General features: G+C 68.5%; 24 protein-coding genes and 1 tRNA gene. 21 read left to right on the top strand and 4 right to left on the bottom strand.

Going from position 1 to position 24307, the window contains the following annotated elements; all coding sequences use genetic code 11:
- Positions 1 to 6 precede the first annotated feature (6 nt).
- From lgt to ACZIYR_RS13645, 9 genes are all read left to right on the top strand, one after another.
- The gene (gene lgt, locus ACZIYR_RS13685) at positions 7 to 792 is read left to right on the top strand and encodes a prolipoprotein diacylglyceryl transferase (protein ID WP_483527059.1); all 786 of its coding nucleotides are present in this window, start codon (positions 7 to 9) and stop codon (positions 790 to 792) included.
- 46 nt (positions 793 to 838) lie between these two features.
- The gene (locus ACZIYR_RS13680) at positions 839 to 1138 is read left to right on the top strand and encodes a nucleotidyltransferase domain-containing protein (protein WP_473034269.1); all 300 of its coding nucleotides are present in this window, start codon (positions 839 to 841) and stop codon (positions 1136 to 1138) included.
- Between the two features lie 20 nt (positions 1139 to 1158).
- Positions 1159 to 1677, top strand: coding sequence for a hypothetical protein (locus ACZIYR_RS13675; protein ID WP_473034268.1), 519 nt, complete (start codon positions 1159 to 1161; stop codon positions 1675 to 1677).
- 45 nt (positions 1678 to 1722) lie between these two features.
- Positions 1723 to 2544 carry a thymidylate synthase gene (locus ACZIYR_RS13670; RefSeq protein ID WP_483527058.1) on the top strand — a complete coding sequence of 274 codons (822 nt, stop codon included), beginning with the start codon at positions 1723 to 1725 and terminating at the stop codon, positions 2542 to 2544.
- Positions 2545 to 2582: 38 nt separating this feature from the next.
- Positions 2583 to 3107, top strand: a complete 525-nt coding sequence (locus ACZIYR_RS13665; protein ID WP_483527057.1) for a dihydrofolate reductase — start codon at positions 2583 to 2585, stop codon at positions 3105 to 3107.
- 301 nt (positions 3108 to 3408) lie between these two features.
- The gene (locus ACZIYR_RS13660) at positions 3409 to 4524 is read left to right on the top strand and encodes a ProQ/FINO family protein (RefSeq protein ID WP_483527056.1); all 1116 of its coding nucleotides are present in this window, start codon (positions 3409 to 3411) and stop codon (positions 4522 to 4524) included.
- A gap of 421 nt (positions 4525 to 4945) precedes the next feature.
- Positions 4946 to 5944: a porin gene (locus ACZIYR_RS13655; RefSeq protein WP_483527055.1), complete on the top strand. Its 999-nt coding sequence runs from the start codon at positions 4946 to 4948 to the stop codon at positions 5942 to 5944.
- Positions 5945 to 6227: 283 nt separating this feature from the next.
- Positions 6228 to 6977, top strand: a complete 750-nt coding sequence (gene fnr, locus ACZIYR_RS13650; RefSeq protein ID WP_473034264.1) for a fumarate/nitrate reduction transcriptional regulator Fnr — start codon at positions 6228 to 6230, stop codon at positions 6975 to 6977.
- Positions 6978 to 7143: 166 nt separating this feature from the next.
- A complete protein-coding gene (locus tag ACZIYR_RS13645) occupies positions 7144 to 9123 on the top strand; it encodes a sensor domain-containing diguanylate cyclase (protein ID WP_483527054.1) in 1980 nt (659 codons plus the stop codon).
- Between the two features lie 4 nt (positions 9124 to 9127).
- On the opposite strand, the gene ACZIYR_RS13640 is transcribed toward ACZIYR_RS13645, so the two are convergent.
- Positions 9128 to 9204: transfer RNA gene (locus tag ACZIYR_RS13640), tRNA-Arg, on the bottom strand.
- A gap of 172 nt (positions 9205 to 9376) precedes the next feature.
- Between ACZIYR_RS13640 and ACZIYR_RS13635 the strand changes: the two genes are divergently transcribed.
- Genes ACZIYR_RS13635 through ACZIYR_RS13615 form a run of 5 tightly spaced genes read left to right on the top strand, consistent with a single transcriptional unit; the run spans position 9377 to position 17246 of the window.
- Positions 9377 to 10636: an efflux RND transporter periplasmic adaptor subunit gene (locus ACZIYR_RS13635; protein ID WP_483527053.1), complete on the top strand. Its 1260-nt coding sequence runs from the start codon at positions 9377 to 9379 to the stop codon at positions 10634 to 10636.
- Entirely contained in the window at positions 10633 to 13773 is a 3141-nt protein-coding gene (locus tag ACZIYR_RS13630) for an efflux RND transporter permease subunit (RefSeq protein ID WP_483527052.1), read from the top strand. Before ACZIYR_RS13635 ends, ACZIYR_RS13630 begins: the two co-directional genes overlap by 4 nt.
- A 15-nt stretch (positions 13774 to 13788) precedes the next feature.
- Entirely contained in the window at positions 13789 to 15321 is a 1533-nt protein-coding gene (locus ACZIYR_RS13625; protein ID WP_483527051.1) for an amidase, read from the top strand.
- Positions 15322 to 15354: 33 nt separating this feature from the next.
- Positions 15355 to 16173 (top strand): methyltransferase domain-containing protein, encoded by an 819-nt coding sequence (locus tag ACZIYR_RS13620; protein ID WP_483527050.1) that lies wholly within the window; start codon positions 15355 to 15357, stop codon positions 16171 to 16173.
- Between the two features lie 2 nt (positions 16174 to 16175).
- Positions 16176 to 17246: a methyltransferase gene (locus ACZIYR_RS13615; RefSeq protein WP_483527049.1), complete on the top strand. Its 1071-nt coding sequence runs from the start codon at positions 16176 to 16178 to the stop codon at positions 17244 to 17246.
- Here ACZIYR_RS13615 and ACZIYR_RS13610 read toward each other — a convergent pair whose 3' ends face one another.
- The 3 genes from ACZIYR_RS13610 to greB are packed head-to-tail and all read right to left on the bottom strand — an operon-like array spanning position 17247 to position 18277.
- Positions 17247 to 17501 carry a DUF2442 domain-containing protein gene (locus ACZIYR_RS13610; RefSeq protein ID WP_473034256.1) on the bottom strand — a complete coding sequence of 85 codons (255 nt, stop codon included), beginning with the start codon at positions 17499 to 17501 and terminating at the stop codon, positions 17247 to 17249.
- Positions 17476 to 17727, bottom strand: coding sequence for a DUF4160 domain-containing protein (locus ACZIYR_RS13605; protein ID WP_473034255.1), 252 nt, complete (start codon positions 17725 to 17727; stop codon positions 17476 to 17478). The genes ACZIYR_RS13610 and ACZIYR_RS13605 overlap by 26 nt, the downstream gene beginning before the upstream one ends.
- A 10-nt stretch (positions 17728 to 17737) precedes the next feature.
- Positions 17738 to 18277, bottom strand: a complete 540-nt coding sequence (gene greB / locus ACZIYR_RS13600; protein ID WP_473034254.1) for a transcription elongation factor GreB — start codon at positions 18275 to 18277, stop codon at positions 17738 to 17740.
- A 178-nt stretch (positions 18278 to 18455) separates the two neighbouring features.
- Here greB and ACZIYR_RS13595 point away from each other — a divergent pair, with 178 nt between their 5' ends.
- From ACZIYR_RS13595 to cysN, 7 genes are all read left to right on the top strand, one after another.
- Positions 18456 to 19091, top strand: a complete 636-nt coding sequence (locus ACZIYR_RS13595) for a tetratricopeptide repeat protein (RefSeq protein ID WP_483527048.1) — start codon at positions 18456 to 18458, stop codon at positions 19089 to 19091.
- Positions 19092 to 19366: 275 nt separating this feature from the next.
- A complete protein-coding gene (locus ACZIYR_RS13590) occupies positions 19367 to 20011 on the top strand; it encodes an NUDIX domain-containing protein (protein WP_473034252.1) in 645 nt (214 codons plus the stop codon).
- 1 nt (position 20012) lies between these two features.
- Positions 20013 to 20459 (top strand): DUF1249 domain-containing protein, encoded by a 447-nt coding sequence (locus ACZIYR_RS13585; protein ID WP_483527047.1) that lies wholly within the window; start codon positions 20013 to 20015, stop codon positions 20457 to 20459.
- A gap of 31 nt (positions 20460 to 20490) precedes the next feature.
- Positions 20491 to 21225: a phosphodiesterase gene (locus ACZIYR_RS13580; protein ID WP_483527046.1), complete on the top strand. Its 735-nt coding sequence runs from the start codon at positions 20491 to 20493 to the stop codon at positions 21223 to 21225.
- A gap of 126 nt (positions 21226 to 21351) precedes the next feature.
- A complete protein-coding gene (cysD, locus tag ACZIYR_RS13575; RefSeq protein ID WP_483527045.1) occupies positions 21352 to 22317 on the top strand; it encodes a sulfate adenylyltransferase subunit CysD in 966 nt (321 codons plus the stop codon).
- A 78-nt stretch (positions 22318 to 22395) separates the two neighbouring features.
- A complete protein-coding gene (locus tag ACZIYR_RS13570) occupies positions 22396 to 22755 on the top strand; it encodes a four helix bundle protein (protein ID WP_473034249.1) in 360 nt (119 codons plus the stop codon).
- A 53-nt stretch (positions 22756 to 22808) separates the two neighbouring features.
- The gene (gene cysN, locus ACZIYR_RS13565; RefSeq protein ID WP_483527044.1) at positions 22809 to 24233 is read left to right on the top strand and encodes a sulfate adenylyltransferase subunit CysN; all 1425 of its coding nucleotides are present in this window, start codon (positions 22809 to 22811) and stop codon (positions 24231 to 24233) included.
- Positions 24234 to 24307: the final 74 nt, after the last annotated feature.

Here is a 24307-nt window from a genome sequence, read left to right as displayed (position 1 = left end):
GCTGCCATGACCTATCCCGACATCGACCCGGTGGCCATCTCCCTGGGCCCCTTCCAGGTGCACTGGTACGGCCTGATGTACGTCATCGGCTTCGTCGCCGCCTGGTGGCTGGGGCGCCGACGCGCCGCCCGCTTCGGCCTGAGCGGCGACGACGTGGGCGACCTGCTGTTCTATGCCGCCATCGGCGTGGTGCTCGGCGGCCGGCTGGGCTATGCGCTCTTCTACGGCATGGGCCAGTGGCTGGCCGACCCGCTGTGGATCCTGCGTATCTGGGACGGCGGCATGAGTTTCCATGGCGGGCTGATCGGGGTGCTGCTGGCCGCGCTCTACTTCGCCCGCAAGAAGCGCATGGCCTTCTTTACCCTCACCGACTTCATCGCCCCGCTGGTGCCCATCGGCCTGGGTGCCGGGCGTATCGGCAACTTCATCAACCGCGAACTGCCCGGCCGGGTCACCGAGCTGCCCTGGGGCATGCCCTTTCCCGGCATGGGGCCCGAGCCGCGCCACCCCACGGCGCTTTACGAGGCCTTCCTCGAGGGGCTGGTGCTGTTCGTGGTGCTGTGGTGGGTGTCGGCCAAGCCCCGTGCCCGCGGCTTGGTCTCCGGGCTCTTCCTGCTGCTCTACGGGGTGTTCCGCTTCAGTGTGGAGTTCGTGCGCCTGCCCGACGCCCATATCGGCTTCATCGCCTTCGGCTGGGTGACCATGGGCATGCTGCTGACCCTGCCGATGATCGCCTTCGGCATCACCCTGATCCTCTGGTCGCGCCGGCAGCCGGTGGATGCCAGAATATAAAGCCCGATACATCGCGAGATTTGCTCATCGATCAGGATGGTGTCCGATGCGATTGACGCCGGAACAAGTGGAAATCATCAAGCAGTCGGCGGCCGAGGTGTTCGGCGATGAGGTAAGCGTCAGGCTGTTCGGTTCACGCCTGGATGACGGCGCCAGGGGAGGTGATATTGACCTTCTGGTGGAAAGTCCGCGTGAAATCGTCGGCAAGATGGACAAGATGCTGACTCTCACGGCACGCCTTCAGCTTCGTCTCGGTGATCAGCCCATCGATATCCTGGTGGTCGACCCGACCACTCCCTTGAACCCGGTCCACCGCCACGCACGTGACACGGCCCAGACGCTATGACAGATGAAAAGCAGACACTCTTGCCGATCGATCGCTTCCTGTGGACGCTCGAGATCGTGCGTCGGGAGGGGCATCATCTGCGCTACAGCTGGAGTTCCCTGTTCGAGTCCGGCGTCACTCTCGATGCCCATTGGGTCGCGTCGCTCGATCAGCGGCCCGAGGAAGCGGTCAGGCTCGAAGCCTTCGTCTCGCGTTACAGCCGAATGCAGGACACCATTGCCGACAAACTGATACCACGCTGGCTGCAAAGTCTTGCCGAGCATACCGGTAGCCAGATCGAGAACCTCAATCGAGCCGAACGGCTCAGTGTGTTGGAAAGCACGGAAAGCTGGCTGGCGGCCCGCAAGTTACGCAACCAGCTGGTCCATGAATACATGCAGGATCCGGAGGCTTTTGCCGAGGCGCTGAGCGCCGCCAGGAAGGCCTCACTGATGTTGATGGCGACCTATAACCGAATACGTAGCTACGCCGAGCAGCGGATGGCCCTTGAGGCGGAGCTGCCCGATTCACTGGTAATGCCCGATCAACATGCCAGCTGAGATCCGGTAGAATTCTTTCCCCCATTTTCCAGCCCAGGCTACGCCGTGACCGACCCGACGCTTCCGCCCCTCGAACAGCCCTACCTGGATCTGATGCGCCAGGTGCTCGACCACGGCGTCGAGCGCGACGACCGCACCGGGGTGGGGACCCGCTCGCTCTTCGGCCACCAGATGCGCTTCGATCTCGCCCGGGGCTTTCCGCTGTTGACCACCAAGAAGCTGCACACCCGCTCGATTTTTCACGAGCTTCTGTGGTTTCTGGCCGGCGATACCAATATCGCCTACCTCAAGGCGCACGGGGTGCGCATCTGGGACGAGTGGGCCGATGCTAACGGTGACCTGGGCCCGGTCTACGGCTACCAGTGGCGCAGCTGGCCCGACCCCCGCGGCGGCCACGTCGACCAGATCGCCACCCTGCTGGAGCAGATCCGCACTGATCCGCAGTCGCGCCGGCTGATCGTCTCGGCCTGGAACCCGGCGCTGGTGGACGAGATGGCCCTGCCGCCATGTCACTGCCTGTTCCAGTTCTACGTGGCGGATGGGCGGCTCTCCTGCCAGCTCTACCAGCGCAGCGCCGATATTTTCCTGGGCGTGCCTTTCAATATTGCCAGCTACGCCCTGCTGACCCAGATGATCGCCCAGGTCTCGGGGCTCGCGCCGGGGGAGTTCATCCATACCCTGGGCGATGCCCACCTCTACCGGAACCATCTGGCGCAGGCCGAAGAGCAGCTCAGCCGTACGCCCCGGCAGGCGCCGCGCCTGGTGCTCGACCCCGGCGTTACCGACCTGTTCGATTTCCGCTTCGAGCACATTGCCATCGAGGGCTACGACCCCCATCCCCATATCAAGGCCGCCGTGGCGGTATAAGCGAGGCCCGCTTCGTGACCGACGAGACAACAAGCGAGATGACCGACGAGACCCTGGTGCCCATCGCCATGATCGCCGCCATGGATCGTAACCGGGTGATCGGCGTGGACAACCGGCTGCCCTGGTACCTGCCGGAGGATCTGACGTTCTTCAAGCGCATGACCCAGGCCAAGCCGCTGGTGATGGGCCGCAAGACCTTCGCCTCCATCGGCCGCCCGCTTCCCGGGCGGCTCAATATCGTGGTGACCCGCGACCCCGACTTTCACCACGACGGGGTGCGGGTCTGCCACGACCTGGCCGCGGCCCTGGCCCTGGCCGACCAGCAGGCGACCATCGATGCCGCGGAGGAGATCATGGTGATGGGGGGCGGGGAGATCTACGCCCAGGCGCTGCCCCATGCCAGCCGGCTCTACCTCACCGAGGTCGATATCGAGGTGGAGGGCGACGCCCGCTTTCCCGAGCTCGACCCGGCCGAGTGGCAGGAGACCCAGCGGGTGCCGGGCAGTCCCGCCGCCGGCCAGCCCGCCTACGATTTCGTGGAGTATCGCCGCCGCGGTGAGTAAGCAGATTGTCAGGTACTTCGCACTTTAGCGTGAACATGTTTCGCAGGCTTGATGGTGGGAAGCCGCGGTTCGACGTCTCGACTCTGCCGGCGGTTCGACGCTTCGACGAAGGCGCCGCAGGCGCCCCATGGGTAGCGCTTTGCGCTACTTCGCGAGCTGAAGCTCCCTCCCACAGAGCCAGTTCACGCCAGTCTGCGAAGAGTCATTTGTCATGACGAGGCTTCTGGCACAGACTTGCACCCGTGGGCGGCACGGGCCGCATGACGGATACGCAAGAAGAGTCTGCCTGGAGGGTTCCGGTTTGACCGAAGAACGTTCACACCGCCTGCTGGACGCGCTGGAAGCGCGCACCGACACCGCCCTGGGTCAACTGCAAGCCTTCCATGAACGACTCGAGGCGCTCAACGCCCGACTCGCCGAGCTGGAGGCGGAGCGCCTGGAGCTCAAGGAGGAGAACCGCGAGCTCGACGAGCAGAATCGCGAACTCGAGGAGCACAACGCGCGGCTGCTCGAGCGGCTCAAGAGCGGCGAGCCGGCCCCCGCGCCGCCCGCCCGGGGGAGGCGGCGCGCCCAGGGGCTCTCCGCCCTGATCGGCCATCGTTCGGCAGAGACCGCGCCGCCCAGCGCCGAGCCCGAACGCCCCGAGCCTTCCGCCTCCGCGCCTTCTGACTCAGCGGCCGCTGAGACGACGTCTGCTGACACGACGTCCGCTGACACGTCGCCGACGCCAGGGCCAGACGAGGCGGCCGAGGTCAACACCGGGGCGTCCAGCGGCGGGGCAGGGGCGCCGGTCGAATCCGACCAGCAGGGCAGCCTGGCCATCGAGCCCGCGCCCTCCGCCGAGGCGCTGCTCGACCAGTGGTACCGGCGCTATCCCCAGGCCTTCTTCAAGGGCCACACGAGACCCCTGAAGGTGGGCATCCACCTTGACCTGGCCGCCGACGAGCCCTGGCCGGAGAAACTCGTGCGCCGCGCCCTGGCCGGCTACGTCAACCTGCCCCGCTATCTCAAGGCGGTGCGCGAGGGCGCCGAGCGCATCGACCTGGCCGGCCGCCCCCAGGGGCGGGTCGACGCCCAGGCCGCCGAACACGCCCGGCGCAAGCTCGAGCGGCTGCAGGCCGAGCGGCGCCGCAAGCCCTCGGCAGCCGGTGGCAAGGGCCGCGCCGCCAGAGGGGGCAGGAAGGCAAAGCCCGCAGCTGCGGCCAGCGGGGGCGTCCAGCCCGATACGTCGCGTAAGGCGCCCCGGCCCGACGCCTCCCGGGCGACCCCGACAACCGCGGCGGTGCCACCCGGCTCGGCCGCGCAGGCGGACACCGAGCTCCCGCCGGGTGCCGACAGCGCCAGCCCCGAGCAGCGCCTGGAGGCCAAGCTCTCGGCGCTGCTCGCCAAGCACGGCGGCGGCCAGCGCCGCCGCTGAGCCCCTCGCCCTTGTTCTGCATCAAACGTTGAAGCGCCCCGCACTTGCCTCCCGCTGTATCAGCGGGGCATCATGTGCGGGCTCATCGCTGCCAGGTCGCTGTTTTGACAGGCCGGCGGCCGCGGCTCGCGTTAGGATGCGCGATGACCGCTTTAGCAGGGGAAGGTTCCGTGGTTAGGGGCAGGCGTGAAGGAAAACAGTGTTTTTTCTTGTTGCGTTCCCGAAAATCCCGGTATAGAGTTCTACCTGCGAGCATTGGACTATAACAAGGCTTCGCTGCGGACATGTCCGGCCTGGCGACCCTCCTGGGAAGGAGCCGCGCCAACCACGGCGAGACGCATGCCCGGCAAGCTACCCTGCACCGATCATTCCGATCGGGCAGCAACGATCGAAACAGTAAGCTAGTAAAGGAACTATCGCGATGAAAAAGACACTGTTAGCGACTGCCGTTGCCGGCGCCATGGCCCTCACCGGCACCGCCGTACAAGCCGCCACCGTTTACGACCAGGACGGCACCCAGCTGAACATCGGCGGCCGTGTGGCCGTGGGTGTGTCCAACACTGATGCTGCTGCTACCGACGGTTCTGGCTCCGAGTTCCGCAATATCTACTCGCGCCTGAACATCAATGGCTCCAGCCAGATCGACCCGGACCTGCGCGGCTTCTTCGAAGTCGAGTGGCGCTTCGACGGCGATGAGCGTACTAACCCGAATGATCCGTCGAACTCCAATTCTGGTTTCACCGAAGTGCGTACCAGCCTGCTGGGCGTAGAGAGTCAGCGGTTCGGTACCCTGATGGCGGGCAACTTCGCCGGCCTGTACAACAGCCAGGTGCTGATCCCGTTCGACGTCTATCTGGATCGCGGCTACGCCAACGATTGGACCGGTCATCCGTTCAACTCCCGCGGCGACTCCGTGGCCTATATGACGCCGAACCTGGAGGGCTTCCAGGCCTATATCCAGGGCAAGCACTACAGCGCCAACGACACCGCGCTGGACAGCAGCAAGGTGCGCTCCCAGGGCGGCGCGACCTACGAAGTGGCCGGCCTGCGTCTGGCCGCCGGCTGGGCCGAGCCGACGCCCATCGAGATTACTGGCAACCAGAGCAGCAAGACCCGCTACGGTGCCACCGCTCAGTATGCCTTCAACGACATGTTCAGCGGCCGCTTGGGTATGGATGCCCAGCGTGATGTGGACCGTGATGTCTACGGCCTGGGCGGTACCTTCAGCATGGGTCAGTTCGCCCTGACCGGCGACTACTACTACGCTGATGAGCCGGACGGTGTCGACAGCCGTAACATCTTCGTTGCCGGTGCCTACTACCGTCTGAACCAGAACGTCAACGTCTTCACCGAGTTCCACGAGAGTGACATCGACAACGAAGACACCTACGTGCTGGCCGGCGCTCGCTACATGTTCTAAGCAGCGCCTAGCTTAGGCTAGACACAAGCCGGCTCCTTCGGGGGCCGGTTTTTTTGTATGTGTTACCAGCGGCTGATTTGCTGTGGGGCGTTGCCTGAGGCGGCAGCCTGGGCTGCTACCCGGGGCGAAAGCGGTAGTATTGGTGCTTGATACACGTCAAAATATCACTCATCTTGTAGTGACGCCCGGAACCCTCCGAACCAGCCGCCGCTGCCTGTCAGCGCCTGCGGTCGGGTCGGTTGGGGCGTTGAGCACGCTAGGCAACACGAGGCAAGGAGAGTCCATGAAGCCTGAGTCTAGTCGGCGCCAGCCGGTCAACGAGACCCGCTGCGAGCGCTGTAGCCTGCATGCGCGCTGCTTGCCCCTGGGGCTTGATGTCAAGGCGCTGGAGTCCTTTGATGCCATCATCGAGCGGCCGCGACCGCTCAAGCGGGGCGAGGCCTTGGTGCGCCAGGGCGACCGCTTCGAGAGCCTCTACGTGGTGCGCTCGGGCAGCCTCAAGCAGTCGGTCGCCCAGGATGCCCAGCGTGACCAGGTCACCCACTTCTATCTGCCCGGCGAGCTGGTGGGGCTCGACGGCATCGGCGACAGCGCTTGCTATGGCAGCGTGACGGCGCTGGAGTCCGCCTTCGTCTGCGAGCTGCCCTTCACCCGCCTGGAGGACCTCGCCGAGCGGCTGCCGGAGCTGCGCGGCCAGCTCTACCGCTGCATGAGCCGCGAACTGCGCAACGACCAGCGCATGATGTGCCTGCTCTCCGGGCGCACCGCCGACCAGCGCCTGGCCAGCTTCGTGCTGGGACTCTCCGAGCGCTTCCGGGCCCGGGGCTGCTCCCCCTATCGCTACCACCTCTCCATGTCGCGCTCCGATATCGGCAGCTACCTCGGCCTGGCGCTGGAGACCGTCAGCCGGGTGCTGGGCCGCTTCCAGGAGCAGGGGCTAGTGGCGGTGGAGGGCCGTGAGCTGACCATCCACGACCATCCGGCGCTGGTGGCCCTGGCCGAAGAGGGCGTCGGGCGCCACTCGGGGATCTGACGCTGGCGATTGTTCGGCGTTGGGTATCTAACGCTGGCAGTCATTTGGCGTTGAGGCTCGGTTTATGGCCCCCCTCTATCGGCCCGATAGTTGACGCCGCTCCTTTTGCTGGCGGGTCGCCGGTGTCATGATCGAGTCTCAACCCACTGTTCACGGGTGCTACCCCTTGCCGGAATGGATGCTTCCCACCCTGCGTTCCCGCCTGCTGTTTGGCGTCAGCCTCGGCTGGCTGGCGCTGGTGGTGGCGCTGCTGGGCTACAGCCATATCAGCGGGGGCGCCCTGGCGCAGCGCGAGAACCTGACCCACCTGGCCTACGAGGCCGAGCTGATCGCCGATCAGCTGCAGCGCTCCGTCGAGGATCGTCAGCGGGCGCTGGCCCGGCTGCGCCCCAGCCTTTCCGTCGATGACCCTGCTCTGCTGGATAAGCTGCGTGCCCAGGAGGGGCTGCTGGCGCTGTTCGACCGGCTGATGGTGTTCGATGCCGAGGGCGAGCCGGTGGCGGCCTGGCCACCCTTCCCGGAGGGCGGCCCCAATATCGCCGAGCGTGACTACTTTCATCAGGCGCGGGGCTTTCGCCGCCCCCTGGTTAGCGAGCCCTACCGCGGCGGCGAGACCGGCATCGATCAGGTGATGGTGATCGAGCCGCTGCTCGATGAGGCGGGAAACTTCACCGGCATCCTGGGCGGCAACACCAGCCTGCGCAACGGTGATGCCTTCCTCAACCTGCAGTCGCGGCGCATCGGCGATGAGGGGCACGTGTTGCTGGCCACCGTCGAGGGGCGGGTGATCAGCCACCCGGATGCCAGCCGGCTCATGCAGCCGGTGCCGGACGCCGAGCAGCTGCCGCTGCTGGAGCTGGCGCGCTTTGGCTGGGAGGGGAGCGGCGTGGGCCAGCAGCTGGACGGCGAGCCGGCGCTGATGGCCTTTCGCCAGGTGTGGTCGGCCGACTGGGTGGTGGGGGTCTTTCTTCCCACGAGCCAGGTCAACGCCCCCATTCAGCGCTACGCCAGCGAGCTGCGCTGGGTGGGGCTCGCCACGGTGGCAGTGATGCTGCCGCTGCTCTGGTGGCTGCTGGGCCTGGGGCTGGCGCCGCTGCATCGCCTGGAGCAGCAGATCATCCGGATCGGTCGCGGCGACGCCGAGCGGCTGACGTTGCGTACCTCGATGAACGAGCTGCGCCAGGTCGCCGACGCCTTCAACCGCCTGGAAGGCAATCGCCGGGAGGCCCTCGCCTCACGGGAATCCCGCGAAGCCTTCCTGCACGCGGTGCTGGCCTCCTCGCCGGTGGGCATGTTCCTGGTCGACATGCACGGTCGGGTCAACTACGTCAACACGGAGCTGGAAGCCATTGCCGGCTACGCGGTCGGCGACCATCCCGACAGCGAGTGGCTGCGCCACGTGCATCCCGAGGATCGCCGCCCCTTCGTCGAGCGCTGGCGGGCCATGCTGAGCGGGGAGGAGGAGCGGCCCCACCAGTATCGTTTCCAGCGCGACGACGGCGAGCTGCTCTGGCTGGAGGTGCAGGTCAGCCAGGTCACGCTGGGCAAGACGCCGCTGGGGTTCGTGGGGACGGTGCAGGACATCACCGAGCGACAGGCCCGGGAAACCAAGCAGCGCTGGGAGGCCGAGCACGACCCGCTGACCGGCTGCCTGAACCGCCGCGGTTTCGAAAATCGGCTGGAAGAGGCCTGCACCCTGCATCGCCGCGACAGCGACAAGGTGCTGTCGCTGATCATGATGGACCTGGACCACTTCAAACCGGTCAACGACACCGCCGGCCACGGGGCCGGCGACGAGCTGCTGCGCTTGATTGGCCAGCTGCTGCAGGAGACGGTTCGCCAGCAGGATGCCGTGGCCCGGCTCGGCGGCGACGAGTTCGCGCTGCTGCTGCCGGCCTGTCCGCTGGCCCAGGCGCGGGAGATCGCCGAGCGGGTGCGCGAGCGCATTGCCGACCTGGCCTTTCGCGCCGAGGGGCACTGCTTTCGGGTAACCGCCAGCATCGGGGTGTCGCGGCTGGATCCGGATGACCGGGACGGGGGGCCGCTGGTGAAGCGCGCCGACCGCGCCAGCTATCATGCCAAGCGCCAGGGGCGCAATCGCGTGGTGGTGGCCCAGGACACGCTGAGCGAGGCGGTGGAGCCCTGAGGGCTGGCGCCCCCATCAGGATTCGAACCTGAGACCTTCCCCTTAGGAGGGGGACGCTCTATCCAGCTGAGCTATAGGGGCGCGACCGGGCGCATTATAGGGAATGCGGCGAGGGAGATAAACCGCCGGTACGCTCGGTGCGGCGCTTTGTCTCCGTGATATTCCCCTTGGGCGTCTCTTCTTCCGAGGCCGAAGCCGGTATAGTGGCATCCTGTCATTCCATTTTGTTCTTAGCTTGTTCCGGGATTTTCCGATGATCAAACGCTTGGTTCCCGTGCTGATACTGGCCATCGGCGTGGCCGGCTTTCTCGCCCTGCGCCTGACGCGGCCCGAGCCGCCGGCGGTGACGCCCCAGGAGCGCAGCTGGCGGGTGGAGGCCATGTCGGTAAGCTTCGCCGAACGGGTGCCGGTGCTGCCGCTGTTCGGGGAGGTGGTGGCGCCTGAGCGAATCCAGCTGGTGGCGCCCTTGGCCGGGCGGGTGGCCGAGCGCCCGGTGCGCGATGGCCAGCGGGTCGCCGCCGGTGCCCTGCTGGTGGCGCTGGACGAAGCCGATACGCTGCCGCCGCTGCGCCAGGCCGAGGCCGAGGTGGCGGACCTGGAGGCGCAGATCGACAACGAGCGCCTTCGCCACGACAACGACCGCCAGGCGCTGGAGCGCGAGCGTGAGATCCTCGGCAACGCCGCCCGCCAGCTGGAGCGCACCCGCTCGCTGGTGGAGCGCAACCTGTCGTCGCAGTCGGAGCTGGATGCCGCCCGCGACGCCGTGGCCCAGGCGCGCCTCACCGTGACCCAGCGCGAGAGCCAGCTGGCGGAGCATCCGGCGCGGCTGCGACGCCTCCAGGCGCAGCTGTCCCGGGCCGAGGCGCTGCGCGATGCGGCCCGGCGCGACGCCCAGCGCAGCCGCGTGGTGGCTCCCTTCGAGGGGGTGGTCAGCGGCGTGCAGGTGGCCCCGGGCGACCAGGTGGGCGCCCGTGCCGCGCTGCTCTCGCTCTATCCCCCCGACGGCCTGGAGCTGCGCGCGCGCCTTCCCCAGCGCTATCAGGCCGAGCTCGGCGCGCGGCTCGACCGGGGCGAGACGCTGACGGCCCGGGCCGTGGAGGGCGACCAGCGCTTCGTGCTCGAACGCCTGGCCGGGGAGGGCGACCCCGCCGGCACCGAGGCGATCCTGAGCCTGGAGGGGCCGGCGGCAGGGCTGCGTCCGGGCAGCCTGGTGGCGGTGGTGCTGGAGCGCCCCGCGGTGGAGCGGGCGCTGGCGGTGCCCTTCAGCGCCCTGCACGGCAGCGACGTGCTCTACCGTATCGATGCCGATAGCCGCCTGGCGCGTACCCGGGTCGAGCGGCTCGGCGAGACTCCGGGGCCCGAGGGCGAGCGCTGGCTGCTGGTGCGCGCCGCTGAGCTGGAGGAGGGGGATCGCATCGCCGTCACCCATCTGCCCAACGCCATGCAGGGGCTGCGCGTGGAGCTCGCCGAGGCCGGCGGCCGGGATGGCGACGGCGAGGAGCCCGAGGCATGACCCGTCGCCGCGGCCTGATCGGCTTCTTCGTTCACCACCGGGTGGCCGCCAACCTGGTGATGCTGGTGATGCTGCTGGGCGGGGCGCTGGGCATCGCGCGCATGAATGTCCAGTTCTTTCCCACCTTCGCCCTGGACGTGGTCAGCGTGCGGGTGGTGTGGAGCGGGGCCTCCGCCGAGGATGTGGAGGCCGGCATCACCAATCCCCTGGAGCAGCGCCTGCGCAGCCTCCAGGGACTCAAGCGCATGACCTCCACCTCCGCCCAGGGCATCGCCAACATCACCCTGGAGTTCGTCGAAGGCACCGACCCGGTGCTGGCCCTGGACGAGGTGCGCCAGGAGGTCGACGGCTTTTCCCACCTGCCGGCGGACGCCGAGACGCCCCAGGTCACCCGGCTAGCCCGCTTCGAGCCGGTGGCGCGGCTGCTGGTGTACGGTGAGCTGGACCGGCGCGAGCTGCGCCAGCTGGCCCAGCGCTTCGAGGACGAACTGCTGGCCCGGGGCATCGACCGGGTGGAGATCGCCGGACTGTCCGAGCAGCAGATCAGCATCGAGGTGCCGGCCGAGCGGCTGCAGGGCCTGTCGCTCTCCCTGGAGGCGATCGCCGATCGGGTGCAGGGCATGTCGCGGGACCTGCCGGCGGGCATCCTGGGCCAGCAGGACAGCGCCCGTGAGCTGCGCTCCCTGGAGCAGCGCCGCGATCCCCTGGCCTTCGAAGACTTGGCCATCCTCAGCGGCGACCGGGTCCAGCTGCGCCTGGGCGATATCGCGGTGGTGCGCCAGGAGTCGCGGGAGGGCGAGGTGGCGCTCAGCCGGCTGGGCAAGCCGGCGGTGGAGCTGCAGCTGCAGCGCGCCGAGGCCGGCAACTCCCTGGCCGCGGCCCGCCTGCTCGATGACTGGCTCGACGAGACCCGCCCGACGCTGCCGGACAGCGTCACCCTGGAGGTCCACGACGAATCCTGGCAGCTGATCGACGAGCGCATCAAGCTGCTGGTCACCAACGGCGCCACCGGCCTGCTGCTGGTGGTGATCCTGCTCTACTTCTTCCTGCCGGCGCGGGTGGCGCTGTGGGTGGCCATCGGCATTCCCACCGCCTTCATGGCCGCCCTGGGGGTGTTCTGGGGCATCGGCGGCTCGATCAACATGATGTCGCTGTTCGCGCTGATCATGGCCCTGGGGGTGATCGTCGATGACGCCATCGTGGTGGGCGAGGACGCCGATGCCCACCATCGCCTGGGCGAGGCGCCGCGCAACGCCTCGGCGGGAGCGGCGCGGCGCATGCTGTGGCCGGTGCTGGCCTCGTCGCTGACCACGGTGGCGGCCTTCATGCCGCTGCTGATGGTAGGCGGGGTGATCGGCAACATCCTCGGCGACATCCCCATCATCATGATCTGCGTGCTGATCGCCTCGCTGCTGGAGTGTTTCGTGGTGCTGCCGGCGCACCTGCGCAACGCCTTCGTGCCGCGCCGCGGCGGCGAGCGGGCCCCGCGCGGGCTGGCCCGCTGGCGCGCCGGCTTCGAGGCCGGCTTCCAGCGTTTCCGCGAGGGCCCCTTCCGGCGCTTCTCGGCGCTGACCCTGCGCCACCGGGCGGCCACCCTGGCAACGGCCCTGGCGGTGACCCTGGTCACCGTGGGACTGCTGGCCGGGGGGCGCATCGGCTTCAACTTCTTCCCGGCCCCGGAGCCCAGCGTGCTCTATGCCAACGCCAGCTTCGTGGCCGGCACCGACCGCGGCCGCGTCGCGGCCTTCCTCGATCACCTGGAAGAAAGCCTCGAGGAGACCGACCGCGCCCTGGGCGGCGGGCTGGTCGAGATCGCCGTGACCCGCTATGGCGCGACCCTGGAGGGCGGGGCGCCCAGCCGCAGCGCCGACGAAGTGGGCTCGCTGATGATCGAGCTGACCTCGCCGGACGACCGCGACGTGCGCAACACCGAGTTCATTCGCGCCTGGCGCGACCGCATCCAGGAACCGGCCGGGCTCGACGCCCTGGCCATCAACGAGCGCGCCGCCGGCCCGCCCGGGCGCGACGTCAATATCCGCCTGACCGGCGAGGACCCCATGGCCCTGCGCCGCGCCGCCGACTCCCTCAACCAGTCGCTGGCCAGCCTGCCCGGGGTGCTCGACACCGCCGACGACATGCCCTGGGGGCGCGAGCAGCTGGTCTATTCGGTCAACGCCTTCGGCGAGGCGCTGGGGCTGACCACCGCCGAGCTGGGCAACCAGCTGCGCACCGCCTTCGACGGTCGGGTGGTCCAGGTGCACCAGGCGGGCGCCGACGAGGTCGAGGTGCGCGTCCAGCTCCCCCGGGAGCAGCGCGAGCGCCTGGCGACCCTGTCGAGCCTGGCCGTGGCCCTGCCCGACGGCCGCCAGGTAGCCCTGGATCAGGTCATGACCCTCTCCCATCGCCAGGGCTTCGAAGCGCTGCGCCACGCCGACGGTCGGCTGGCGGTGGAGGTCACCGCCGAGATCGATACCCAGGCGACCTCCGCCGAGCAGATCCGCGAGAGCCTCTCGGCCTCGGTGCTCCCGGCGCTGGCCCGGGACCACCACCTGAGCTACAGCTTCGAGGGGCGCGCCGCCGACCAGCGCGAGACCCTGGCCGATATGCGGGTCGGGCTGCTGGTGGGGCTGGGCCTCATGTACGGCGTGCTGACCTGGGTCTTCGCCTCCTGGAGCCTGCCGCTGATCGTCATGGCGATCATTCCCTTCTCGCTGGTGGGGGCGCTGCTCGGCCACTGGCTGCTGGGCATCGAGCTGACCATCCTGTCGCTGTTTGGTCTCTTCGGCCTCTCCGGTATCGTGGTCAACAACGCCATCATCCTGGTGACCTTCTACCGCGAGCAGCGCGACCGCGGCCTGGCCATCGACGAGGCGCTCAACGAGGCGGTGGTGCAGCGGGTGCGGGCGGTGCTGCTCACCTCCCTGACCACCATCGGTGGCCTTCTGCCGCTGCTCTTCGAGACCTCGCTGCAGGCGCAGTTTTTGATCCCCATGGCGGCCTCCATCGCCTTTGGGCTGGGCGGCTCGACCCTGCTGGTGCTGCTGGTCACCCCGGCGCTGCTCTCCTATCTCGAGCACGGCCGGGAGCGGTTGGCGGGCTGGCAGCGTCGACGCGAGGCAGGGGGCACCGGGGGCTGACCGAGGAGGCGATCCATGGAGAGTCATGAGTACCGGCGCTACGACGGCCTGGGCCTGGCGGCGCTGATTCGTTCGGGGGAGGTGAGCCGCGACGAGGTCTTCGCTGCCGCCTGCGCGGCCATCGAGGCGCACAATCCCTCGCTGGGCGCGGTGGTGCGCACCCGCTTCGCGCGCGCCGCGAAGGAGGGGCGGGCGGTCGCCGCCGACGCCCCCTTCGCTGGGGTGCCGACGCTGACCAAGGACCTGCTGATGGCCATCGAGGGCGAGCCGCTGGCCTTTGGCAGTGCGGCCCTGGCCGACTGGCGGCCGCCGCAGGATGCCACCCTGGTCACCCGGCTGCGCGAGGCGGGCCTGACGATCCTCGGCCAGACGGCCACCCCGGAGCTCGGCCTGATGGGCATCACCGAGCCGCGCGCCTTTCCCCACCCGGTCAATCCCTGGGCGCCCGAGCACTCGCCGGGCGGCTCCAGCGGCGGGGCGGCGGCCGCGGTGGCCGCCGGCCTGGTGCCGCTGGCCATGGCCGGCGACGGCGGCGGGTCGATCCGCATCCCCGCCAGCTACTGCGGGCTCTTCGGCCTCAAGCCCTCCCGAGGGCGGGTGCCCCTGGGGCCGATGTTCGCCGAGGTGTGGCAGGCTGCGGTGGTGGAGCACGCCCTGACTCGCAGCGTGCGCGACAGCGCCGCGCTGCTCGACGCCGTCAACGGCATGGACCCCGGCAGCCCCTGGCCGCTGCCCCGGGAGCAGGGCTTCCTGGCGGCCACCGAGCGAGTGCCCGGCCCGCTGCGGGTGGCGGTCTCGCTAGGCGAGCCGCTGGGCAATGCCCTTGGCACCCGGCTCGACCCCGAGGTGCGGCAGGCCGTGGAGCGGGCCGCCACGCAGCTGGAGGCGCTGGGGCACCGGGTCGAGTGGGCCGACCCGCCGGTGGACGGCGAACGGCTGGCCGACAGCTATCTGACCCTCTACCTGGGCCATCTCTCGGCGGACCTGGCCTGGATCGCCCGGCAGACCGGGGTGCCCGTGTCGCGGCTGGCCATCGAGCCCTCGACCCGCGCCATCGGCCGGCTGGGGCGCCGTCTGCCGGTGCGCGACTACGAGCTAGCCAAGCGCTACTGGAACGACGTGGCCCGGGCCATGGCGGATTTTCACCGCCGCTTCGACGTGCTGCTGATGCCGGTGGCCGCCGCTCCGGCGCCGCGGCGGGGCGAGCTCTACCCGCCGCCGGCCAGGGAGCGGCTGATGGCGCTGCTGGCCCTGCCCGGGATGCCTGCGCTGGCGCTCAAGGCGGGGATGCTCAAGCGTCTGGCCCGGGAATCCCTGGCGCGTACCCCCTTCACCCAGCTGGCCAACCTCACCGGCCAGCCGGCCATGTCGCTGCCGCTGCATATCACGCCCGAGGGACTGCCGGTGGGCGTGCAGGTGCTCGGCCCCATGGGCGAGGAGCGGCGCCTGCTGGCTCTGGCGGCGCAGATCGAGGCCGATACCCCCTGGGCCCACCATCTGCCGCGCCCGGCCGCCGTTGATCGTGAGTCCTCGGGCAAAGCCGGGTAGAATGCGGCCACCCGCGACCACCGATGCGCCGCCATGCCCGACACCGATGCCTTTCTGACGCCGGCCGGCGACCGCCACTTCGACGGCCTGGCCGACAAGTTCGCCGCCAGCCTCTATGGCAAGGCCCGCGGCGAGCTGCGCCTGGCGCTGCTCGACCGCCTGCTGCCGGAGATGCTGGCCCTCAAGGGGCAGCCGCTGCTCGACGTGGGCGGCGGACTGGGCCAGCTGGCCGCCTGGTTTGCCGAGCGCGGCCACGCCGTGACCCTGGTGGAGCCCGCCGCCGAGATGCGCGAGCGGGCGCGCGCGCAGCTGACCGGATGGCCCGTGACACTCGTGGATGCGCCGCTGCAGCGGCTTCCCGACGTCGCGCCCGGCCCCTGGTCGCTGATCGCCTGCCATGCGGTGCTGGAGTGGCTCGCCGACCCGCGCGCGGCGCTGGCCACCCTGGCGGCGCGGCTGGCGCCGGGCGGCCAGCTCTCGCTGATGGTCTTCAATCGCGACGCCCTGCGGCTCTCCAACGTGGTCAAGGGCAACCTGGAGAAGGCCCTGGCGGATCGCCTGGAGGGCAAGGGGCTGCGCCAGCGGCTGACGCCGATCTCGCCCCTGACCCATGCCCAGATCGCGGCCTGGAGCGCCGAGTGCGGCCTCGAGCTGCGCGCCGTGGCGGGGATTCGCGTCTTCCACGACTACCTGCGCCAGCCGCCGGCCGCGGGCGACGACCTGACCCGGCTGATCGAGCTCGAGTGGCGCTACTGCCGGGTCGACCCCCACTGGCGGCTGGGTCGCTACCTGCTCTACACCCTGGTGCGCCCAGAGGCCGCCGTCACTGCGACATCCGCCGAGGAGCCCTGACCTTGACGCAAGACGCCGGACCCGAGACGACCCGTGCCGTGACCCCGGTCTGCCAGCTCTTGGCGCGCCAGGACGCCGACTACCGCGGCTGGTGGTGGGTGGCCCCGCCCCGGGACCCCTGGCTGGAGGGGGGGCGGGGCACCGCGATCAGCGCCGATCTGGCGGTGCGCGCTGCCTGGCAAGCCGCCGGGCGGCCCGCCGTCTCGCCCTTCGAGGTGGCGCCCGGCACGCCGCCGCCCCCCGGGGCGGTGCTCTTCTGGCCCAAGAGTCATGCGCTGGGGGAGTGGTGGCTGCTGTGGCTGTGCGCCGCGCTGCCGCCGGGGACGCCGCTGCAGCTGGTGGGGGAGAACCAGGGCGGCATCAAGCGGGTGCTCAAGGTGCTGGCCGCGCTGGGCCTGGGCTCGCGCAAGCGCGACAGCGCCCGGCGCTGCTCGCTGTTCCAGACGCGACTGGACCGGGTGGCACTCGACCCCGAGGCGGCCTGGACCTCCTTCGAGGTCGACCCGGGAGCCGAGCGGCTCACCCTGGCCAGCCACCCCGGCGTCTTCGGCCACGGCAAGCTCGACGACGGCACCCGGCTGCTGCTGGAGACCCTGCCAGGCGCGCTGCCGGCAGGCGACGCTTCGGGAGGCGCGCTGGGCGATATTCTGGATATGGGTTGCGGCGACGGCATCCTGGCCGCCTGGCTGGCCCGCCGGGGGCACGCGGTCACCGCCGTGGACGTCAACGCCTTCGCCGTGGAGGCGACCCGGCGCACCCTCGCCGCCAATGCCCCGGCGGGCGACGCCCTGAGGGCAGAGGCGCTGGAGAGCGATGTCTACTCGGCGCTGGCCGAGCGAACCTTCGATGCCATCGTCAGCAACCCGCCCTTCCACCAGGAGCGGGCCATCGACTACGGCCCGGCCGGGCGGCTGATTCGCGAGGCCCCGGCGCACCTGCGCCCCGGCGGCGCGCTGATCCTGGTGGCCAACGCCTTCCTGCCCTACCCGGACCTGCTCGAGCGCGCCTTCGGCGGCTTCGAGATACTCGCCGACGACCGCCGCTTCCGGGTGTACCGGGCGGTCAAGCGCTGATCAGGCGACACGCTCGTGGTGCTGTGTCATGTCCCCACGGCCGGCAAGTAGCCCCTCCACAGAGATATCCTCATCGAGCTCATCCCAGTGCAGGCCCTTGCCGGAATAGCTGATGCGGCACTGAGTCCTTTCGGCAGGGCTGGCATGCAGGAGGCGCGGAAACCAGGCCAATGGCACACCCAATGTCCTGCCGTCATTGAGCTCGACCCACATGGTGTAGTCATCAAAGCTAACGGTCTTGGCGGAAATGCTCATTCCAGGCCCTCTCGATCTCGTCACGATGTGCTTCCACCAGCTGCATGAGCTGTGAAAGCTGCTTTCGATTGTAGCCAGCGCTGCTGCCGATAGCGATCTGAGGCTCGAGCCAGATCTTGGCTTCTCCGTCCCCGCTCTCTGCATGGATATGTATAGGCTCTAGCGGATTTCCCTCGTTGGAATAGAAGAAAAACCTGATTCCTTTGTAGCGAAAGACGACCGGCATGGCAGGGCTCCTATGCCTGAGGATCGCGATAGGCGATCTCGGTGATCACGTAGGTGGTCTCGCCGCCGGGGGCGGCCACCGTGACCTCCTCGTCCAGGGGCTTGCCGAGCAGGGCCTTGGCCAGCGGCGAATCGACGCTGATCCAGCGCTTGGCGGTGTCGATCTCGTCGTGGCCGACGATACGGATGCGGGTCTCCTCGCCCTCGTCGTCCTCCAGGGTGACGAAGGCGCCGAAATAGACCTTGCCGGTGTCCGCCGGCAGCCGATCTACCACCTGTAGCTCGTCGAGCCGCTTGGTCAGGTAGCGGATGCGGGCGATGACCCGGTTGAGTTCCTTCTTGTTGTAGGTGTAGTCGGCGTTCTCGCTGCGGTCGCCGAGCGCGGCGGCTTCGCCCACCTTGGCCGAGAGGGCGGGGCGCTTGACCCTCGAGAGATGGTCGAGAATGCCGCGCAGCCGCTCGGCCCCCTCGGCGGTGATCAGGTTGCTCTTGGGCTCCTGGCGCGGGTCCTTGGCGGGATCGCGCCAGCGGGTCATGTTGCGGCCTTTCATGAGGTTCCTCGCTGTCTCGCCTGTGGCTGGAACATACGCCAGGTGGGCGTCGGCGCCAAGGGGACAGCGGCATCGCATGGCCCCATGAGTGGCGGATCATTCAAACGTTCGTTACATTGCGGGTGTGGCAACGCGGCGCTGCCGCGGCATAACAACGAACCGAACAAGGAGACACCCGATGTTGCGACCCCGATTGCTGGCCACTGTCCTGGGCCTCGGCCTGACCCTGGCACCGCTTTCCAACGCCCTGGCCTGGGAGGCGGAGGTGGAGACCCTGACCGAGCGCTGGGAGGCGATCACCACCGGAGCGGCAGGCGGTGATGCCCGGCGCGCCCTCGACGCCCTGGCCGATGAGGCCGAGGCGCTGGTGGCCGCCCACCCCGACGAGGCGATGCCGCTGATCTGGCACGGCATCATCGAAGCCTCTCACGCCCGGGAGCGCAGCGGCCTGGGGGCAATGTCCAGCGCGCGCAGCGCCCGCGATTCCCTGGAGCGGGCCATCGAGCTCGACCCCGAGGGCGGCAACGGCTCGGCCTATGTGACCCTGGGCGCGCTCTACGACCGCGTGCCCGGCGGCCTGGTCGGCTTCGGCAGCAGCGACACCGCCGAGCAGATGTTCCAGCGCGCCCTCGAGATTCGCCCGGACGGCATCGACGTCAACTTCTACTACGCCGCCTTCCTGGAGGAGGAGGGACGCCTGGACGAGGCGCGCGAGCACGCCCGCCGCGCCGTGGAGGGCGAGGCCCGAGCCAGCCGCCCCGCCTCCGACGAGGCGCTGCGCGACCAGGCGAGCGCGCTGCTCGACCGGCTCTGACCCCCGCGCGGCGCCCCCTTCCGTGTCGGCAAAAGGACTATCGCCGTTACGAAAAGCGTGGGGCGCTGGGGGCAAGCCGAAAAGGAGGTCCTGCGCCATGGATGGCGCCGGTAGCGCCCAGGGAGGGGTTCACAGCGCCTCCTTGCAGGCTTGCCGACAGTCAGCCCCGAGCTATGCAAGCTATCTGCGATATCCTTGATGTCGGCAAGATGGAGGTTGGCAGGCCCCGCTCCGGTCATGATAATGGTCGCCATTCGTCGAATTCGGAGACCCGCATGCCCGACCGCAGCGACCCGAGCCGGGGCGCCGGCCTGCTCGAGCCCTTCACCGCCGCCGACGTGGAGGTGATAGAGCGGCGTTGCCTGCACCAGGGGTTCTTTCGCCTGGAGCAGGTGCGCCTGCGCCACCGTCTCTTCGAGGGCGGCTGGAGCGGCGAGGTGGTTCGCGAGGTACACTGTCGCCACGATGCCGTGGGCGTGCTGCTCTACGATGTGGAGCGAGACGCCGTGGTGCTGGTCGAGCAGATCCGCGCCGGCGCCCTGAGCGACCCCGACTCACCCTGGAAGCTCGAGGTGGTGGCGGGCCTGGTGGAAGCCGGCGAGAGCCCGGCCGAGGTAGCGCGCCGCGAGGCCATGGAGGAGGCCGGCTGCCCGGTGGGCGAGCTGGTCGAACTGCATACCTACTACCCAAGCCCCGGCGCCTGCGACGAGCGGGTCACCCTGTACTGCGCCCTGGTCGACAGCAGCGGGCTCGGCGGGGTGCACGGCGTCGACGAAGAGCACGAGGACATCCGCGTCCATGTGCTGGGGTTTTCCCAGGCCTGGGAACTCCTGCAGGCCGGGCGACTCGACAATGCCATGTGTCTGATCGCCTTTCACTGGCTGGCCGGCCAGCGAGCGTCCCTGAGAGCAAGGAGGTAGCGTGGCAAGAAGCGCCTATGTGACCGACCTGAAGGGCCTGCAGGGGGAGTGCAGCGCCAACTACCTGCGCCTGACCCGGCTGCTGGGCAATCTGGCGGCCGGCGAGACGCGGGAGCTCGAGCTGGCCGGCAAGCGCGGCCGCTTCGGCACGCTGCTGATGGCGGTGCTCGAGCGCGCGCCCTACACCACCATCGTGCGGGTCACCCAGAGCGGCCTCATGGACGCCCTGATCGAGCCGCCGCGCATGCGGGTACACCTCTATCACGACGTGCGCATGGCCGAGGTCACCGACTTCCAGCGCGAGCGCCACTTCGACGGCCGCTACCGCTACCCCAACCTGCGCATGTTCCAGCCCGACGAGAAGCTGCAGCTGAACCGTTTTCTCGGCGAGTGGCTGGCCCACGGCCTGGCCCACGGTCACGCCGCCGACCAGCCCCAGCTTCCCTGATCCCCCGCTTCCTTGACGAGATATTGCCCCGATGCGCCTGGTACAGATCACCGATTGTCATCTTCACGCCGATCCCGCCGCGCGCTCCCGCGCCGGTTTCCCGCTGCGCCAGCTCGAAGCGGTGGTCGAGGCGGCCGGGCGGGAGCGCCCCGACCTGGTGGTGGTGACCGGCGATATCAGCCAGGACGAAACCGATGCCTCCTACCGGCTGGCCGACCAGACGCTGTCGCGGCTGGGCTGCCCCTGGTTCTGGCTGGCCGGCAACCACGACGAGCCGGCGTTGATGGCGGCGGTCCGCGAGACCCACGATGAGATTGACCTCGGCGACTGGCGCCTGCTGGTATTGGACTCCCGGGTCAGCGGCCAGCCCCATGGTGAGCTGGGGCCGGAACGCCTCGCCGCTTTGACCGAGCGCCTCGAGGAGGACGATCGCCCCACGCTGCTGGCCATGCACCATCCGCCGCTGGCCATCGGCTCCGCCTGGCTCGACGAGATCGGCCTCGCCGACCGCGACGCCTTCTGGCAGACCCTGGCGGCCTATCCGCAGGTCAAGGCGATCCTCTGTGGCCATATCCATCAGGCCTTTGCCAGCCATCAGCACCAGGTCCAGGGCGAGGTGGCGGTCTACGGCTGCCCCTCCACCACCGACCAGTTCCTGCCCGGCGCGACGACCTTCGCCATCGACGAGGCCTCCCGCCCCGGCTATCGGGTGCTGGATCTGGGCAGCGAGGAGTGGGTTACGTGGGTAGAGCGCGTCGACCTCTGAGGCGTATCTGATATTCTTTGTTGGCCTAAAAAGATAGGCAATCATTCTTTTACGTTATGATTGGCCCGGCGGTACCCTGTCTCGCATGATCCTTTTCGCCCATCGTCATGCGAGGTATCCGGGCCGATGACCAGTCTTCATGCACCAACGCGAGAGCCGGCTGCCCCCCCGGTCGGGGCAGCGCCGACGCCCCAGCGGCTGACTCACCTCAAGCAGCTGGAGGCCGAGTCCATCCACATCATCCGCGAGGTGGCCGCCGAGTTCGCCAACCCGGTGATGCTCTACTCCATCGGCAAGGACTCCTCGGTGATGCTGCACCTGGCGCGCAAGGCCTTCTATCCCGGCCCGCCGCCCTTCCCGCTGCTGCACGTGGATACCACCTGGAAGTTTCGCGAGATGATCGAATTCCGCGACCGCATGGCCGCGGAAGCCGGCATGGAGCTGCTGGTCCATACCAACGAGGAGGGGCGCGCCGCGGGCATCAACCCCTTCGACCATGGCTCCAGCGGCTACACCGACGTGATGAAGACCCAGGCCCTCAAGCAGGCCCTGGACAAGTACGGCTTCGATGCCGCCTTCGGCGGCGCGCGCCGCGATGAGGAGGCGAGCCGCGCCAAGGAGCGGGTGTTCTCCTTCCGCGACAAGTTCCATCGCTGGGACCCCAAGAACCAGCGTCCCGAGCTGTGGAACCTCTATAACGCCCGGGTCCAGAAGGGCGAGTCGATCCGCGCCTTTCCGCTCTCCAACTGGACCGAGCTGGATATCTGGCAGTACATCCATCTCGAGCAGATTCCCATCGTGCCGCTCTACTACGCCGCCCCGCGTCCGGTGGTGGAGCGCGACGGCATGCTGGTGATGGTTGACGACGAGCGCCTGCCGCTGCAACCCGGCGAGGTGCCGGAGGAGAAGTGGGTGCGCTTCCGCACCCTGGGCTGCTATCCGCTCACCGGGGCGGTGGAGTCACGCGCCGACACCCTCCCGGAGATCATCCAGGAGATGCTGCTGACCCGCACCAGCGAGCGCAGCGGCCGGGCGATCGATCACGATCAGGCGGGCTCCATGGAGAGGAAAAAGCGCGAGGGGTACTTCTAGGCGCGGAGCGCCTAGAAGAGCCGTAAGCCCTAAGCTGTAAGCTGTAAGTACTTCCAACAGTTTGCAGAGGTGGCGGCAATGAATTTTGAGAAGCTGCAAGTATGGAAACGCTCGGCAAGGCTGTCAGCAGAGCTCTACAAGGCGATGCGGGACCTCAGAGATTTCGGCTTTAAGGATCAGATAACAAGGTCCGGCCTATCCATACCCAGCAATATCGCGGAAGGGATGACGCGCTATACCACCAAGGACAAACGGCATTTTCTGATTATCGCAAGAGGTTCCTGCTCTGAGCTGCGTACGCAGATCTATATCGGCATGGATATTGACTATATCGACTCCCAGCAAGGTCGACATTGGCTGCTGGAGACTCGTGAAATTTCCTCCATGCTATATGGCTTGATCACCTCGCTGGACAAAGATGACTTTGCTGCAAGCTAGGGTTGGTTTTACTTACAGCTTATCGCTTACGGCTTATAGCTAAAGGGTTTTGTATGGCACATCAATCGACTCTGATCGCCGACAATATCGAGCAGTATCTGCACGAGCATGAGAACAAGGACCTGCTGCGCTTCATCACCTGCGGCAGCGTCGACGACGGCAAGTCGACCCTGATCGGCCGGCTGCTGCACGACTCCAAGATGATCTTCGACGATCACCTGGCGGCGCTGACGCGGGACTCCAAGAAGAGTGGTACCACCGGTGAGGCCGTGGACCTGGCGCTGCTGGTGGACGGCCTGCAGTCCGAGCGCGAGCAGGGCATCACCATCGACGTGGCCTACCGTTTCTTCTCCACCGACAAGCGCAAGTTCATCATCGCCGACACCCCGGGCCACGAGCAGTACACCCGCAACATGGCCACCGGGGCCTCCACCGCGAGTCTCGCCATCATCCTGATAGATGCGCGGTATGGCGTTCAAACCCAGACCCGGCGCCACAGCTTCATCGCCGATCTGCTGGGTATCCAGCATCTGGTGATCGCGGTCAACAAGATGGATCTGGTGGACTTCGACCAGGCGCGCTTCGATGCCATCGTCGCCGACTACCGCGCCTTCGCCGAGCAGCTCTCAGCCCGGGATATTCGCTTCGTGCCGATGTCGGCGCTGGAGGGTGACAACGTGGTCAACCGCAGCGAGCGCACCCCCTGGTATGCAGGGCCGCCGCTGCTGGAGCTGCTGGAGAACGTGGAGGTGTCGCGGGACCGCAACCTGGTCGATCTGCGACTGCCGGTGCAGTACGTCAACCGCCCCAACCTCGACTTCCGCGGCTATGCCGGGACCCTGGAGGCGGGGGTGCTGCGCCCTGGGCAGGCGGTCAAGGCGCTGCCCTCGGGCAAGACCTCCACCGTGGAGCGGGTGGTCACCTTCGACGGCGACCTGGAGGCGGCCTGGCCGGGCGAGGCGATCACCGTGACCCTGGCCGACGAGCTGGATATCTCCCGCGGCGACTGGCTGGTGGCCGAAGACGCCGAGGTGGCGATGTCCAACGCCTTCGAGGCCGATATCGTCTGGATGCACGAGCAGCCGCTGGTCCCGGGGCGTCCGGTGGACATCCGCCTGGCGGGCCGCTCGGTCTCGGGGCAGGTCGGCGAGATCCTCCATCAGGTGGACGTCAACACCCTGGAGCGCCACGCGGCCGAGCGACTCGAGCTCAACGCCATCGCCCGCTGCCGGGTGGAGCTGACCGCCGAGGTGCCGCTGGACGCCTACGACAAGAGCCCCGGCACCGGCAGCTTCATCGTCATCGACCGGCTCTCCAACGTGACGGTGGGCGCCGGGATGGTGCGCCGGGTGGCCGAGGGCGGAGAGACGCCGACTGGCGAGGTCGACTGGGCCGGCTTCGAGGTCGAGCTCAATGCCCTGGTGCGCAAGTACTTCCCCCACTGGGAGGCCAAGGACATCCGCGAGCTGCTGAAGTAGCAGCGTTGGGAGGCAAGGCAATCGCAGTTGCCTATGTCGCGCCAGCGAAAGGCGCCGGGGACAGCCTTGAGCAA

This window comes from Billgrantia sp. NRB1, assembly GCF_056921725.1.
The sequence above is the reverse complement of the archived record's forward strand: the minus strand, read 5'-3'. Positions and strand labels throughout refer to the sequence as shown.

Excerpts from the sequence above, each read along its gene's own strand:
- lgt (WP_483527059.1), top strand. The coding sequence starts at position 7 with ATGACCTATCCCGACATCGACCCGGTGGCCATCTCCCTGGGCCCCTTC.
- ACZIYR_RS13680 (WP_473034269.1), top strand. The coding sequence starts at position 839 with ATGCGATTGACGCCGGAACAAGTGGAAATCATCAAGCAGTCGGCGGCC.
- ACZIYR_RS13665 (WP_483527057.1), top strand. The coding sequence starts at position 2,583 with ATGACCGACGAGACCCTGGTGCCCATCGCCATGATCGCCGCCATGGAT.
- ACZIYR_RS13655 (WP_483527055.1), top strand. The coding sequence starts at position 4,946 with ATGAAAAAGACACTGTTAGCGACTGCCGTTGCCGGCGCCATGGCCCTC.
- fnr (WP_473034264.1), top strand. The coding sequence starts at position 6,228 with ATGAAGCCTGAGTCTAGTCGGCGCCAGCCGGTCAACGAGACCCGCTGC.
- ACZIYR_RS13635 (WP_483527053.1), top strand. The coding sequence starts at position 9,377 with ATGATCAAACGCTTGGTTCCCGTGCTGATACTGGCCATCGGCGTGGCC.
- ACZIYR_RS13630 (WP_483527052.1), top strand. The coding sequence starts at position 10,633 with ATGACCCGTCGCCGCGGCCTGATCGGCTTCTTCGTTCACCACCGGGTG.
- ACZIYR_RS13625 (WP_483527051.1), top strand. The coding sequence starts at position 13,789 with ATGGAGAGTCATGAGTACCGGCGCTACGACGGCCTGGGCCTGGCGGCG.
- ACZIYR_RS13620 (WP_483527050.1), top strand. The coding sequence starts at position 15,355 with ATGCCCGACACCGATGCCTTTCTGACGCCGGCCGGCGACCGCCACTTC.
- ACZIYR_RS13610 (WP_473034256.1), bottom strand. The coding sequence starts at position 17,501 with ATGAGCATTTCCGCCAAGACCGTTAGCTTTGATGACTACACCATGTGG.
- ACZIYR_RS13605 (WP_473034255.1), bottom strand. The coding sequence starts at position 17,727 with ATGCCGGTCGTCTTTCGCTACAAAGGAATCAGGTTTTTCTTCTATTCC.
- greB (WP_473034254.1), bottom strand. The coding sequence starts at position 18,277 with ATGAAAGGCCGCAACATGACCCGCTGGCGCGATCCCGCCAAGGACCCG.
- ACZIYR_RS13595 (WP_483527048.1), top strand. The coding sequence starts at position 18,456 with ATGTTGCGACCCCGATTGCTGGCCACTGTCCTGGGCCTCGGCCTGACC.
- ACZIYR_RS13590 (WP_473034252.1), top strand. The coding sequence starts at position 19,367 with ATGCCCGACCGCAGCGACCCGAGCCGGGGCGCCGGCCTGCTCGAGCCC.
- ACZIYR_RS13580 (WP_483527046.1), top strand. The coding sequence starts at position 20,491 with ATGCGCCTGGTACAGATCACCGATTGTCATCTTCACGCCGATCCCGCC.
- cysD (WP_483527045.1), top strand. The coding sequence starts at position 21,352 with ATGACCAGTCTTCATGCACCAACGCGAGAGCCGGCTGCCCCCCCGGTC.
- ACZIYR_RS13570 (WP_473034249.1), top strand. The coding sequence starts at position 22,396 with ATGAATTTTGAGAAGCTGCAAGTATGGAAACGCTCGGCAAGGCTGTCA.
- cysN (WP_483527044.1), top strand. The coding sequence starts at position 22,809 with ATGGCACATCAATCGACTCTGATCGCCGACAATATCGAGCAGTATCTG.